The organism is Nocardia amamiensis NBRC 102102 (assembly GCF_001612745.1).
Lineage (GTDB): Bacteria > Actinomycetota > Actinomycetes > Mycobacteriales > Mycobacteriaceae > Nocardia > Nocardia amamiensis.
In genome coordinates, this window is record NZ_BDBA01000278.1 from 1 (window position 1) to 11,814 (window position 11,814).

Consider the following 11,814-nt stretch of genomic DNA (forward strand, 5'->3'; position numbering starts at 1 on the left):
GGCCGAACGCGCCGCGCCACCGCCGCACCAGACGATGCGGCGGTGGCGTCCGGGGTCCCTACTGCTGCGGCAGCACCGACTCGTCGCCCGGCTCGCGCGGCCCGAGGATGCGCCGGCCGGACTCCTCGATCCGGACATCGTTGATGCTGGCCTCGCGCCGGGACATCAGCCCGTCCGGCGCGAACTCCCACTGCTCGTTGCCGTAGCTGCGCCACCATCGGCCCGAGTCGTCGTGCCATTCGTACTGGAAACGCACGGCGATGCGGTTTCCTTCGAAGGCCCACAGATCCTTGCGCAGGGCGTATCCGTTCTCGATGGACCACTTCCTGGTCAAGAACTCGACGATGGCGTCGCGGCCGGTGAAGAACTCGTCGCGGTTGCGCCACACCGAATCCTCGGTGTACGCGGCGGCGACGCGCTCGGGATCGCGGGTATTCCAGGCGTCTTCGGCGGCCTGCACCTTGAGCCTGGCCGACGCCGCGTCGAATGGCGGTAGCGGAGGTCGCATGGGACGACTCCCTTCTTGTAGACAGATTTCACGGGTTGACGGGCGAGAGCTCGGCGGTTCCCCAGCGCAGCGCTCCCCCACACCGCTCGACCACTTCCTCGATGGTGAAGTCGAGAGAGCACTGCGCGCCGGTGGCGAAGGTTTCCGGCGCCCAGACCAGTTCGGCGGTGCCGGTCAGCTGGAGAGCCGCCCCGGTGGCCCAATCCGGGATCAGGATTCCGCACCGGGGATTCACCTCGATGTTGCCGAGCGTCATGAACATCGAATTGCCCCGGTAGTCCGGCCAGCGCAGCCGGGTGGGCGAAAGCACCTGCAGGAAGCCGGGATTCCCGCCGCGATGGGAGGCGTCCGCGTTGCCGTCCGCGTCGGCCGTCGCGACGAAGAACGTGTCGGCCGCCGCCACCGCGGCCTGCTGGTCCCGGTCGAGTTCGCCGCTGTGCCTGGCCGTCGGCGCCGCAGCTTCCGGCGTGTAGCTCTCGATATCCCGGCGGGAGATGTACTTCGGACAGTTCGAATACACCTGATCGGTGACGATGCGCAGGCCCGGACCCTCCGGCGTCGAGCTCCCGTTGACCCGCATCCGCCTGCGCCGCTGCGGTTGCAGGGCGATCATGCCGATGCCTGCGTGGTGGGTCAGCGTCTCGTGCAGCGGGTCGGCCGCGGCGGGCCGGGCGCCGACCACGATCGTCCGGTCGTCGACCGCGTGCACGAATCCCGGCGGACCGACCAGCTCGCTCGCCCACAGCCGGCCCGTCGCGTCGGCGGCGGCGAGCACCACCATCCGCTGTTCGGCCAGGAAGTCGGCGGCGACCGCGGGGATCTCGGGGCGGATCATCCGCCCGACCCGCTCGGCGATGTGCGACTGGCTCATCCGGCGCTGGATGGCGACCTCCCCGGCATGGAACGGCTCCATCACGCTTCTCCTGTCGCGTCCTGCCGAGAGATCAGAAGAACCCGCAGGTCGGGGCGGCGCCGCTGGGGGCGGGGGCGGATTCGGCGCCGCTGGGCGCGTAGACCTCGAGCCGGATGCCGTCGGGGTCGGTGAAGAAGATCCCCCCGGAGGCGACGCCCTCTCCGTGCGCCACCACCCCGTCGTGGGCGAAGGTGACCGACAACTCGCGCAGCGCCCGCTCCACCGCGCGCACTTGGTCGATGGTGTCGACCTGGAACGAGAGATGGTGCAGCCCAGGCGTTTCGGTGGAGAACGTGCCGTCGCTCTGCTCCCACAGCGTGACGACGAGCTTGCCGTCCGCGCCGAGGAAAGCCCAGCGGCGTTCGGCGTCGGTGCTCGCGGCGAGCTGTTCGAAACCGAGAGCGCGGCGATAGAAGTCCACCGAGCGATCCAGATCGGAGACGTTCAATCCGATGTGCCCGGTGGCGAGCTGAGGCGCGGCGACTGCGGTCATGGTGTTCCTCCCAGAAATATTTAACCGTCTTCAACGGTTTGACAGGTTAGAACATACTGAGATCGAAGCAACAGTGTCAACCGTTGAAATAGATTTAACTGGTTATAGGGGAGGTGGTCGCCATGCTCACCGACGCGAACTCGATACCCTCGGGCATGCCCGATCCACGCCCCCACCTCGGTGAACCCCTGGCGCTCGATCTGCTGAACACACGGTGGATCGAGAACGGACCGCAGGATCTGCTCACCGATGTAGCAGGCCTGCGCATCTGGCTGGCGTCGGCGGGCCTCGCCGATCGAGCGAGCGCCGACGAGGCCACGCTCACCGCGGTGCTGGCCGCCCGCGCGGCCGTGTACGACGTGGTTGTGCACGCCTCCCACGACGCGCTCAACGAGGTGCTCGCGCACGGCCGGATCCGGCGCGCACTCACCGAGTCCGGGCCCGCCGATCTGGTGGATGTTCCCGAGAAGCCCTGGCTGCCCGCCTGGCTGGCCGCGGACAACCTGCTGGACCTACTGCGCGCCGCGCCCGACCGAATCCGTCAGTGCGCGCACCCGGAGTGCGTCTTGTTCTTCTACGACACCTCGAAAAACGGCACCCGGCGCTGGCACTCCATGGCCACGTGTGGCAACCGCACCAAAGCGGCCCGGCACTACGCGCGGAAGGTGTGACGCGCGAAACCCAGGCTCAGAACAATTCGTCGAGGAGCCGGTAGTACTCCAGTCGGCTCTCGTCCGGCTCGGCCAGGCCGTAAGCCGCGAAGAAGGCGGTCACCTCGGCGTCGCCGAAGTCCTCGCGCAGATCACGCACGGCCAGCGCCAGATCGCGGTAGCGGTCGGCGACGCCGAGCGCGCCCAGATCGAGCAGGATTTCGTTCTCCAGCACGTTCGAGGGAGTGAAATCACCGTGCGCGACCACCAGATCCTCCTGGGCCGGGCGCTGCGCCAGCAGCCGCGCGAGGATCTGCGCCGGAGTCGAGCCGCGGTTGTCCTCGTCGAAGTCGTCCGGATCGACCAGGTCTTCGATCACATGGCGGCGCGCCTGCGCCAGGACCACGTCGAGCCGTCCGTCGAACGGGCACTCGACGACCGGAATACTGTGCAGCCGCCGCAATACCGAGCCGAGCACGGTGCCGATCGAGGCCGGATACTCGCCGTCGGTGCCCGCCCGAGCGGCCAGGCTCGGCGCGCTCGCGTCGGCCAGCAGCAATACGTCGTCCTCGAACGCCGCCACCTCCGGCAAGCGAATCCCGCGGTCGCGCAACCACTGCAGGCGTTCGTATTCGGCGACCGCCCTCGGTCCACGCTTGAGCCAATAGGCGCCGTTCACCAACACGACGTCGCCGCTCATGCCTTCGTGCTCGTCCGACCACGTCGGCGACTCGCCGAGCAGCGCGGCGACCATGGGCGGCAATGGAATCGGCAGGTCGGCCAGGGTGTCCAGGGCGTCGCGAGTGGATTCGATCTCCTCGGGTTCGCCTTCGGCGAGGCGCAGCCGCATCGCCTCCGTCAGCAGCGCGTGCGCCTCCGAGAGCTGATTCCGCTCGGCGAGCGCCTTGCCCAAATGCTGCAACGCGAACGACAGCACGTCCGGCGCGGCCGCCCGCGCGTGCTGCACGGCGCGACGGTAGAGCGTCTCGGCCGTGCCCGCGTCGCCGCGGTAGCGGTAGACGTCGCCGAGGTTGATCCACACGGTGATCCTGCGACGCTCGGTATCCACCAGTTCCAGCGCACGATCGAGGTGATCCAGCGCCTCGTCGTAGCGACCGAGCAGCATCAGCTCGATACCGGTCTGCCGGAAATCCGCGAAACCGACGGGCTGAGCCTGCGCCACCCGCGCCGCGAGGCGCTCCGGGTCGTGCGGAATCATCCGCTGCCGCTCGTCGAACCGGTAGAGCGGCCCGTCATCGTGCTCGACCCCGCCGGGCGCGTTCACCAGCGCGCCTTGGGTATGTCGAACTCCGCGCACAACGCGCGCCACACATCGCGGGGATCGACGCCGGCCTCGATGGCGTCGGCGCCGGTGCGTCCGCCCAAGGCGGGAATCACATGATCGGTCAGCAGGGCATCGCCCCGGGCGACACCGAACTCGGTGTGCAACAGTTCCTGGAACTCGGTCAACCGCACCGTTCCGAACTTACCCGCCTCCCATGAGCCCCCAGGTCAGTGGCACGCCCCTTGCCGGTCAGGGATGGACGGGCTGGAGAATCCGGTGGCAGAGGGCGACCGGGTCCGGGAGTTCGGCGTGCGCGGCGGCCGCTTCGGCGGCCCTGGCGTAGCCGGGGACGGCGAGGATCTCCTCGACCGCGGCACGCACAGCGCCGGGCGACAACGGGCGGACGACGATCGAACTGCCTTGGCGCGCAGCACGATTGGCCAGTTCCCACTGATCGCCGCCGCCGGGAACGGTGACGATCGGGACGCCGGCGGACAGCGACTTGGCGAGCAGGCCGTGGCCGCCGCCGCCCACCACGACGGAGGCGTGGGTCAGGAGTTCGTCTTGGCGGCCCAGCCCGGCTGTCGCCCACGAGGGAAGGCCGGCCGGTGGTGTGTCCAGCATCGAGATCGCCACGCGGACACCGGTACCGTCCAGTGCCTCCAGGACGGTCTCGACCATCCCCGCGACGCCGGTGTGCGCGGTGGAGGGAGCGACCATGACCAGCGGCCCATCGCCAGGCGGAAGCTCCAGGGTCGCATCGGTCGGCTCCCACAGCAGCGGACCGATGACGTGAGCCGCCTCCGGCCAGTCGGGGCGCGGCACCTCGAGCGCGGGCAAAGTGGCGATCAGACGGGCGGCGGGACCGGGATCGACGGCCGATAACCCGACGCTCTCGCGTGCGCGCTCCCGCTGACGGCGGCCGTGGCGAAGAGCGCGGGCGGTCATGCCGCGCAACAAACCGTCGCGCATCCGCCCGCACAGGCCCGCGCCGGGAGCCAGGCCACTTCCGATGGGAGGCAACGCCTTCGACGGTAGATACAGCGGATGCGGGGACAGTTCCACCCACGGCACGCCGAGTCGTTCCGCGGCCATCCCGCCGCCCGCGGTCAGCACATCCGAGACGACCAGCTCGGGCAGCATGGCGCTCAATTCCGGCAGGATCTCGGTGGAGATATGCGCGGCCCGCCCGTGGATACGCTGCCCCGCGTCGGTGTCGTCGTCCACCGGCCGTGGCGCCAGGCCCTTGAGCCGACGCACGCCGATCCCGGCCGCCAGCGCGGCCTCGAACCAGCGCGGAGCGGTGAACAGCACCGGCTCGTCACCGGCGGCCAGAAACCGCAAGCACAACGCGATAGCGGGAAACGCGTGCCCGGGATCGGGGCCTGCGACAACGGCTACTCGCATCCGCCTAGCCTGCCACACGGCCACCTGGGCCGGATGGCACCCGGTCGTGGCGCGTCCGATGCCTCGATGATCTCCGGCCACCGTGGCGCCATCGCCCACGCCGTGCGTCCGGCCGGCGAAACGCGGATCAGCCGCCGAAGTAGAACAGCTCGAAACCGACCGCGTGCGCGGCGGGGAAACCGTCCTTGGGGCCGGTCGCCCGCTCCACGACGGCGCGAACCTGATCGGCGACGGGCTCGGAACTCAGCGCCTCGAGGTAGCGGCGATGTTCGGCGAGCGAGGCGGCCGCCAAGTCGAGCGTCTCCGTGACGTCGACCGCGTGCGTGGCGACCGGTCCGACGACCGCCGCCCAGCGTGCCGACCACGGTTTCCACTCGGCGATCTCCGGGAATATCCACTCGTTTCCCGCATCGGAGATGGCATCCAGGGCGGCGCGCCCGACGGCGCGGTGATCGGCGCTGTTGGCGTAGCCGGGCGCCCAGGTGTCGCCGAAGTTGAACAGCACCACCATTTCCGGCTGATGCCTGCGGATCGCGGCGGCCAAGTCGCGGCGCAGTTCCAGGCTCTCGCGCACCCGGCCGTCCGGGTAGCCGAGGAACTCCACCTCGCGCACGCCCACCACCTCGGCCGACGCGATCTCCTCGGCCTCTCGGAGGGGTCCGGCGATCGCGGGCCGCACACCGGCGATACCGGCCTCTCCGCTGGTCACCAGCACGTAGCGAACGTCCTTGCCCTGCCGGGTCCACCGTGCGACCGCGGCGGCGGCGCCGTACTCGATATCGTCGGGATGCGCGACGATCACCAAGCCGCGCTGCCAGTCTTCCGGAACCTGATCCACGAGAGATCATTCAAGCACGGCCGTGCCGGTGACCAGCCGGGCGACGCCAAGACCGACGCCACCCGGGCCCCGCTGTCGTTACAGCTTGCTCACCGTCGACTTGTCCGAGCCCGACACCGCCTTGTACAGCAGGTACAGCCCGAACACGATGGCGCTGATCACGAGGATCGGGAACAGCCCCTTGATCAGCGCCCCGATGACGGCCAGCGCGATCCAGACGACCGCGACGACGCCGATGATCTTCCACAACATGTCATGCCTCCCAGCAGTCCGTTTCTGCTTCGAGCATGACACCTGTCCGGTGGGGAATCACCAGGTGAGACGGGATATCCGGGTGTAAATCAGGGTTCACCCCCACAGCGGGCCTGCTTCGGTCGGGGCGTCACCGCGGGTTCGGATCTCGTGCTCGCAGGACGAAAGTCCGGTTTCGACGTGGCGGACCCCGCAGCGTCGGCCGGCTCGGTCGCGCCGGGGCGGACACCCTGGCGCGGCCGGTCCGGACGCCCTGGTCAGCGCCTGGGGCGCTCGGGGTCCTCCATCCCGTCGGTGCGGCGGTCTTCGTACGGGCGGACCTCCGGCTCCTGCATACCGAGATCGGCCGAGTCGACGGCGTACGCGTCGGCGATCGGTTCGGGTTTGATCCGCATCGGGTCGCCGGTAGCGGGCATGCGCAGCGTCTCCTCTTCGCTCTCCAGGTACGTGCGCATCCGCGCCATGCCGACATCCTGCTGATCGGTGCCGAGATCGCAGCGCTCGTCCGCGCGCGGCATCCCGGTCTCGGCACGCGGCCGCTGGTCCGGAAGCGGCTGCTGGCCGTAGACGTCCCACGCGGCGCAGTCCGGGTCGATCTGGTAGTGGTCGAACAGTTCCTGCTCCGCCTGCGGACTGATCTGCCCGTCATGGTCCAGCTGAGGCGCAGCCTTCACCGCCTCCTTCTCGACCTGCACCTGCAAGACGGCCGAGTCGGCGCGGTGCTCGGCTCCGGCCAGCGGGACCAAGGCGTCGGGGCTGAACAGCCCGGTGGACACCGCGACCCAGGTGGGCGAACCGGAGTTGTTGTCCACGTAGACCCGTTTGACCTTGCCGATCTTGGCGCCGCCGGGGTCGTACACAGAGCTGCCGATGAGCGTTTCCAGCATTTCGGTCATGGGTTCCTCCGCAGTTCGTTCGGTGCGATGCGCAGCCCGACAGAACGCGGCCGTACACCGCGCGTACCGAGAAAGAGGGTCAGTCGCTTGTGGATCGATCGGCGCCGAGTCCGGCGTCGACGCGCTGTGTCCTGCGCGCCTTGCGCACCGGGTCGTCGGCGGATTCACACGCCAGATAGCGGCTGATGTCCAGCCGCTGGGTATCCTCGTCGAGCAGCGATTGCCGGTGGGAAACATCGAGCATGACGTGCTCCTACCCAGTTGTGCATGGTCCCGGCCCTGAGCCAGGTCGGGGGTCGATCAGCTACAGGGTGGCAACTACCCCACGTGCTACCGATCAAACCGAATTCGAACGAATTCAGTGGAGTCGTCGCCACTGCTTCGACACACAGCAAACTCCGCGCTACCTATTGCGGCCCTGGTGCGCCGCAGGATGCGCCGCATGCCCGCTCTTGATCAGGACCAGCTCTGCGGGCCTGCCGCGGAACCGGAAGACCGTGCCCCGATGGTCGACTTCGCCGTCGGTCGCCAGCGAGACCGGCTCCTCGGCCACCCGGACCTCCAGCCCGGAGACCCGCCGGTGCACGTAGGTGGCGGAGGATCCGAGCGTGCCTGTGAACGCCGCGGCGACCAGGCGCAACCGCGAGAGCGGAATATCCGCGCGGAGGTAGCGGATGTCGAGGGTGCCGCCGCGCAACCTCGGGCGCGACATCGGGATCTGGTCGGCCGGCTGGTAGCTGCCGTTTCCGACGAACAGCATCCACAGCGCGGTACGGGTGCCGTCCACGGTGACCCGCAGTGGCTGCGCGCGGAACAGCACGCGCACCATGGCGATTCCCGCAGCAGGCCACTTTCCGGCACGGCGCTGCCAGCGCTCCCGGATGCGGACGAAATCGGGATACCCGCCGAGGCTGGCGGTGTTGACGAAGATTCGTTCGCCGGCGTCGTCGAAACGCACCTCGGCCACGTCCACGCGCACCGCATCGCCCGCCTCCAGCGCGGCGAAGGTCACCTCGGGATCCTCCACCCCCGCGTCCCTGGCGAAATGGTTCAGTGTGCCGCCCGCGAAAACCGCGAGCGGCAATCGGTGCCGCACCGCGTACTGCGTGACGGTGGACACCGTTCCGTCGCCGCCGACCACACCGAGCGCGACGATGTCGTCGCGGCGCACCATGTCCTCGACCCGCGTTTCGACATCCTCCGCGCCGCCGATCTCCAGCACCGTGGCGGCGGGCAACCGCTCGCGCAGCTCGGCGAGCACGTCGCCGCCCGCTCCCGCCTGCGGGTTGCCGATCAGCAGGAGCCCGGCGCCGCCGGGCAGGGGCTCGATGTGTTCGACCGGGCCGAGGGCAGCGGGTTCGTCCCCACGCACCGCCCACCACCGTCTGGTGACCAGCGCGACCGCGGCACCGAAGAGCGACCCGGCGACGACGTCGGATGGCCAGTGCACGCCGATGTGCACCCGCGAATAGGCGACCGCGGCGGCGACCGGAGCCACTATGGCGCCCGTCGCCGGTGATTCCAGCGCCAGGCCCGTGGCGAACGCGGCAGCCGAAGCCGAATGCCCGGACGGGAACGACGACGACACCGGCGGAGCAACCAACCTGCGCACGAAAGGAACGGATTCGTCGGGCGGACGGCGGCGCGGGAGCAGCGGCTTGGCGATCCCGTTGGCCACGCCGCTGGCGACTCCCAGCGCGAGCAGACCCCGCACCGCGCCGCGCCGCGCCGAGCGGTCTCCGGCGGCGAACAGAACCGCGCCGAGCGCGATCCACAGGCGGTTCTTGTCGGCCGCGGTGCTCAACCCTTTCAGCACCCGATCCGCCGGCGTCGGCCGGACGTGCGCGCTGCGATCGACCAACCAGCGATCCAGGCCGCGCGCCAGACCGGCGACACGCGCACTGTCGCGCCTGCGAGTCGGAAGAAGCCGCATCGCCGAAGCCTACCGATGTGCTCGGGCGGCGGGTCTGAGCTGGTCAATTCCCTTGCCGACCAGCGTAATTGCGGCCGCCGGGGAAAGCAGCGCGCGCTCCACCTGGACGGTACCCCAATTCAGTGCACGGATGTACTCTGATCTTCCAAGCGCAATGACCTTGAACGACAAGAAGAAGGGATGGCCCATCCATGCCGATACCCCACTCAGCACACAGTCATGCACTGAACCCCACGTGACGGCCGGACCTGATGGAACAAACGAACGAGCTGGCACAAGAACTCGCCGCAGCGGCACGACGGCACGGTTCGGCGATCGCGGGGATCGTCGGCTCCGCCGCGCGCAAAGCGTCCTGGGAGGTGCTCGACCTCGTGGCCGAGAGCCGCGAACTGGTGGGTGCGGCGTTCCGCGCCAGGGCCGAAGAGCTGCGCGGCCGGGACCGGACGCGCTGAGGCGCACCGATCAGGTCGGTGGTCGCGGCGACGCGGGCACCGATCGGTCGGCGACCTCGGTGAGGGCCTGAGCCCATCCGTCCAGCCGGTCGGAGGCATGCCGGAGATCCGCGACGATGGCGTCGAAATTGTGCCGCACCACGGTGTTGTCCGGGACCGCGAGAATCCGGCCTGCCGCGGCGACGACCTGTTCGTACTCCGCCACGCCGGTATCGAGCCTGCCCAGGATGAGCCGCAGGTTCTCGGTGAGCGCCACGGCCGCAGGCGAATCCGCGCGCCCCATCGCCGCGAGCCCCTGCTCCATCGCCGTGATGTCGGCGGCGAGCGCGTGCAGCGCCGCCGCCCCCGACGCGGCCGTCTCCAGCATGTCGGCCAACTCTTCTCGGGGCAGGCGCCGCGAGCGGGCGATCTGTGTGCCGAGCCCGTGCAATGCCTTCTCCGCCCGTACCAATCGCGCGATCGGCGGACGGGCGTTCGACCACGGCGGCGGCTGTTTCCGCGGGATGAACGCCGCCTGCGGCAGCGGAGCGCCCCGCAGCCGCAGATACCGGCGGGTGCTCAGCGCCGCGCCGGTCACCAGCGCGACCGCACCGCCGCCGACCACGACCACGGCCCAGACCGGCGCCGAAAGGACCACGAGCCCAACCGTTCCCGCCGTGGTGAGGCCGGAGACGGTGCCGAGCTGAAAACTGCGGCGGCGGGCCCTGCGGCGACGGCGCAACTCCCGCTCCCGCGGATCGGCCCAGCGCCGCACCGCGACCAGTGCGTTCTCGCCGACCTCACGAATGCTGTCGGGCAGGCTGCCCGGCTGCGGCGCGAGCGCGGCCTGCGCCCGGATCAGCGCGGATCCGCGCGGGCGCCGCGTTTCGATCCGCCGCTCGCGAAATCCACTGCCGCTCATGCCATCTCTCCCACCGGTCGCGCGCATCGGACGGACACGGGTTCGACCCGGCCGACGGCCGGCCGGTCGGGGACCCATGCCATGTCCTTCAGTGAAGCAGCCCCCACCGACACATCCTCGCCGAATGACCGTCCGCGAGCTACTGCTGCGCGGCCTGTCCCTTGTTCATCTGCGGCTGCGCCGCATTGGGCTGCGCCGGAGTGATGGCGGTCTGGGCGCCGCCCGCGGGCAGCTGCTCGCCGCGCATGGACGCGCGAATCTGTTCGAGCTTGCTGTGCCCGGCCATCTGAATGCTGGCCTGCTGTACCTCGAGCATGCGGCCCTGCACCGAGTTCTGCGCGAGTTCGGCGGCACCGAGCGCGTTGGCGTAGCGGCGCTCGATCTTCTCCCGCACCGCGTCCAGGCTCGGCGTGGTGCCCGGCGCCGACAGCGTCGAATCCATCTGCTGCAGCGACGCGGAGACCTGCTCCTGCATCTTGGCCTGCTCCAGCTGGCTGAGCAGTTTGGTGCGCTCGGCGACCTTCTGCTGCAGCAGCATCGCGTTCTGCTCCACGGCCTTCTTCGCCTGGGCCGCGGCCTGCAGCGACTGATCGTGCAGGACCTTCAGGTCCTCGACGGCCTGCTCGGCGGTGACCAGCTGGGCGGCGAACGCCTCAGCGGCGTTCGTGTACTGGATCGCCTTCTCGGTGTCGCCCGCCGCGCCGGCCTGATCGGCCAGCAACACGGCCTGGCGCGCGTTGGCGTTGAGCTTCTCTACCTCGTCCAGTTGCCGGTTCAGCTTCATCTCCAGCTGACGCTGATTGCCGATGACCGACGCGGCCTGCTGCGACAGGGCCTGGTGCTGCCGCTGGGCTTCCTCGATAGCCTGCTGAATCTGGACCTTCGGATCCGCGTGCTCCTCGATTTTGGCGTCGAAGAGGGCCATCAGGTATTTCCAGGCCTTGACGAACGGATTAGCCATCGATTGATCCCGCCTCCATCTGACATGCCGCGCCCGGGGGCGCGACTCCAGTGCGCGACCGTCACGCACTCGATATATGCCTATCCTCCACCATGTGGCAGCCCGGCCGGGCGAGCCCGGCCCGAAGGACGCCTTATGGAGAATCTATCCGCTTTTCGCCTCGGCCCGCAGCGTTGCCGCGACGACCATGTCTCCTACCGCGTCACATACCCTTCACCAGGACCAGCATGTCCGCTCGCGGCGCGGGAATGACGATCCTGGTGTCTTCGGCCAGCGGCAGCGGGCTGGCCCCGGCCGCCGACATCGAGGCGGAGGCCGGTGCGGG

15 protein-coding genes are annotated in these 11,814 nt (G+C 69.6%); 2 read left to right on the plus strand and 13 right to left on the minus strand.

Going from position 1 to position 11,814, the window contains the following annotated elements; all coding sequences use genetic code 11:
- Nucleotides 1-58: 58 nt before the first annotated feature.
- Genes NA4_RS35000 through NA4_RS35010 form a run of 3 tightly spaced genes read right to left on the minus strand, consistent with a single transcriptional unit; the run spans nucleotide 59 to nucleotide 1,914 of the window.
- Nucleotides 59-508, minus strand: a complete 450-nt coding sequence (locus NA4_RS35000) for a nuclear transport factor 2 family protein (RefSeq protein WP_067479828.1) — start codon at nucleotides 506-508, stop codon at nucleotides 59-61.
- A 28-nt stretch (nucleotides 509-536) separates the two neighbouring features.
- Complete coding sequence (locus tag NA4_RS35005) at nucleotides 537-1,421, minus strand: pyridoxamine 5'-phosphate oxidase family protein (protein ID WP_067479832.1); 885 nt, start codon at nucleotides 1,419-1,421, stop codon at nucleotides 537-539.
- A 31-nt stretch (nucleotides 1,422-1,452) separates the two neighbouring features.
- Entirely contained in the window at nucleotides 1,453-1,914 is a 462-nt protein-coding gene (locus tag NA4_RS35010) for a VOC family protein (RefSeq protein ID WP_067479834.1), read from the minus strand.
- Between the two features lie 155 nt (nucleotides 1,915-2,069).
- On the opposite strand from NA4_RS35010, the gene NA4_RS35015 reads away from it, so the two are divergent.
- Nucleotides 2,070-2,585 (plus strand): CGNR zinc finger domain-containing protein, encoded by a 516-nt coding sequence (locus NA4_RS35015; RefSeq protein WP_067479846.1) that lies wholly within the window; start codon nucleotides 2,070-2,072, stop codon nucleotides 2,583-2,585.
- A 16-nt stretch (nucleotides 2,586-2,601) separates the two neighbouring features.
- On the opposite strand, the gene NA4_RS35020 is transcribed toward NA4_RS35015, so the two are convergent.
- From NA4_RS35020 to NA4_RS35045, 8 genes are all read right to left on the minus strand, one after another.
- Nucleotides 2,602-3,849, minus strand: coding sequence for an aminoglycoside 3'-phosphotransferase (locus NA4_RS35020; RefSeq protein ID WP_245671732.1), 1,248 nt, complete (start codon nucleotides 3,847-3,849; stop codon nucleotides 2,602-2,604).
- A complete protein-coding gene (locus NA4_RS35025) occupies nucleotides 3,846-4,040 on the minus strand; it encodes a DUF3046 domain-containing protein (RefSeq protein ID WP_067479836.1) in 195 nt (64 codons plus the stop codon). Before NA4_RS35025 ends, NA4_RS35020 begins: the two co-directional genes overlap by 4 nt.
- A gap of 58 nt (nucleotides 4,041-4,098) precedes the next feature.
- Complete coding sequence (locus NA4_RS35030) at nucleotides 4,099-5,256, minus strand: glycosyltransferase (protein WP_067479850.1); 1,158 nt, start codon at nucleotides 5,254-5,256, stop codon at nucleotides 4,099-4,101.
- A gap of 127 nt (nucleotides 5,257-5,383) precedes the next feature.
- Nucleotides 5,384-6,094 carry a PIG-L deacetylase family protein gene (locus NA4_RS35035; RefSeq protein WP_067479837.1) on the minus strand — a complete coding sequence of 237 codons (711 nt, stop codon included), beginning with the start codon at nucleotides 6,092-6,094 and terminating at the stop codon, nucleotides 5,384-5,386.
- 78 nt (nucleotides 6,095-6,172) lie between these two features.
- Nucleotides 6,173-6,346, minus strand: a complete 174-nt coding sequence (locus NA4_RS41760) for a hypothetical protein (protein WP_169811181.1) — start codon at nucleotides 6,344-6,346, stop codon at nucleotides 6,173-6,175.
- 257 nt (nucleotides 6,347-6,603) lie between these two features.
- Nucleotides 6,604-7,242, minus strand: coding sequence for a PRC-barrel domain-containing protein (locus NA4_RS35040; protein ID WP_067479838.1), 639 nt, complete (start codon nucleotides 7,240-7,242; stop codon nucleotides 6,604-6,606).
- A gap of 79 nt (nucleotides 7,243-7,321) precedes the next feature.
- Nucleotides 7,322-7,486, minus strand: coding sequence for a hypothetical protein (locus NA4_RS41765; protein WP_157172319.1), 165 nt, complete (start codon nucleotides 7,484-7,486; stop codon nucleotides 7,322-7,324).
- 159 nt (nucleotides 7,487-7,645) lie between these two features.
- On the minus strand, nucleotides 7,646-9,175 hold the full coding sequence (locus NA4_RS35045) for a bifunctional phosphatase PAP2/diacylglycerol kinase family protein (RefSeq protein WP_067479840.1): 1,530 nt from the start codon (nucleotides 9,173-9,175) through the stop codon (nucleotides 7,646-7,648).
- Nucleotides 9,176-9,426: 251 nt separating this feature from the next.
- Here NA4_RS35045 and NA4_RS35050 point away from each other — a divergent pair, with 251 nt between their 5' ends.
- On the plus strand, nucleotides 9,427-9,627 hold the full coding sequence (locus NA4_RS35050) for a hypothetical protein (protein ID WP_067479842.1): 201 nt from the start codon (nucleotides 9,427-9,429) through the stop codon (nucleotides 9,625-9,627).
- Between the two features lie 10 nt (nucleotides 9,628-9,637).
- Here NA4_RS35050 and pspM read toward each other — a convergent pair whose 3' ends face one another.
- Complete coding sequence (gene pspM / locus NA4_RS35055) at nucleotides 9,638-10,528, minus strand: phage shock envelope stress response protein PspM (RefSeq protein WP_084497734.1); 891 nt, start codon at nucleotides 10,526-10,528, stop codon at nucleotides 9,638-9,640.
- 139 nt (nucleotides 10,529-10,667) lie between these two features.
- Complete coding sequence (gene pspA, locus NA4_RS35060) at nucleotides 10,668-11,489, minus strand: phage shock protein PspA (RefSeq protein WP_067479844.1); 822 nt, start codon at nucleotides 11,487-11,489, stop codon at nucleotides 10,668-10,670.
- Between the last annotated feature and the right edge of the window lie 325 nt (nucleotides 11,490-11,814).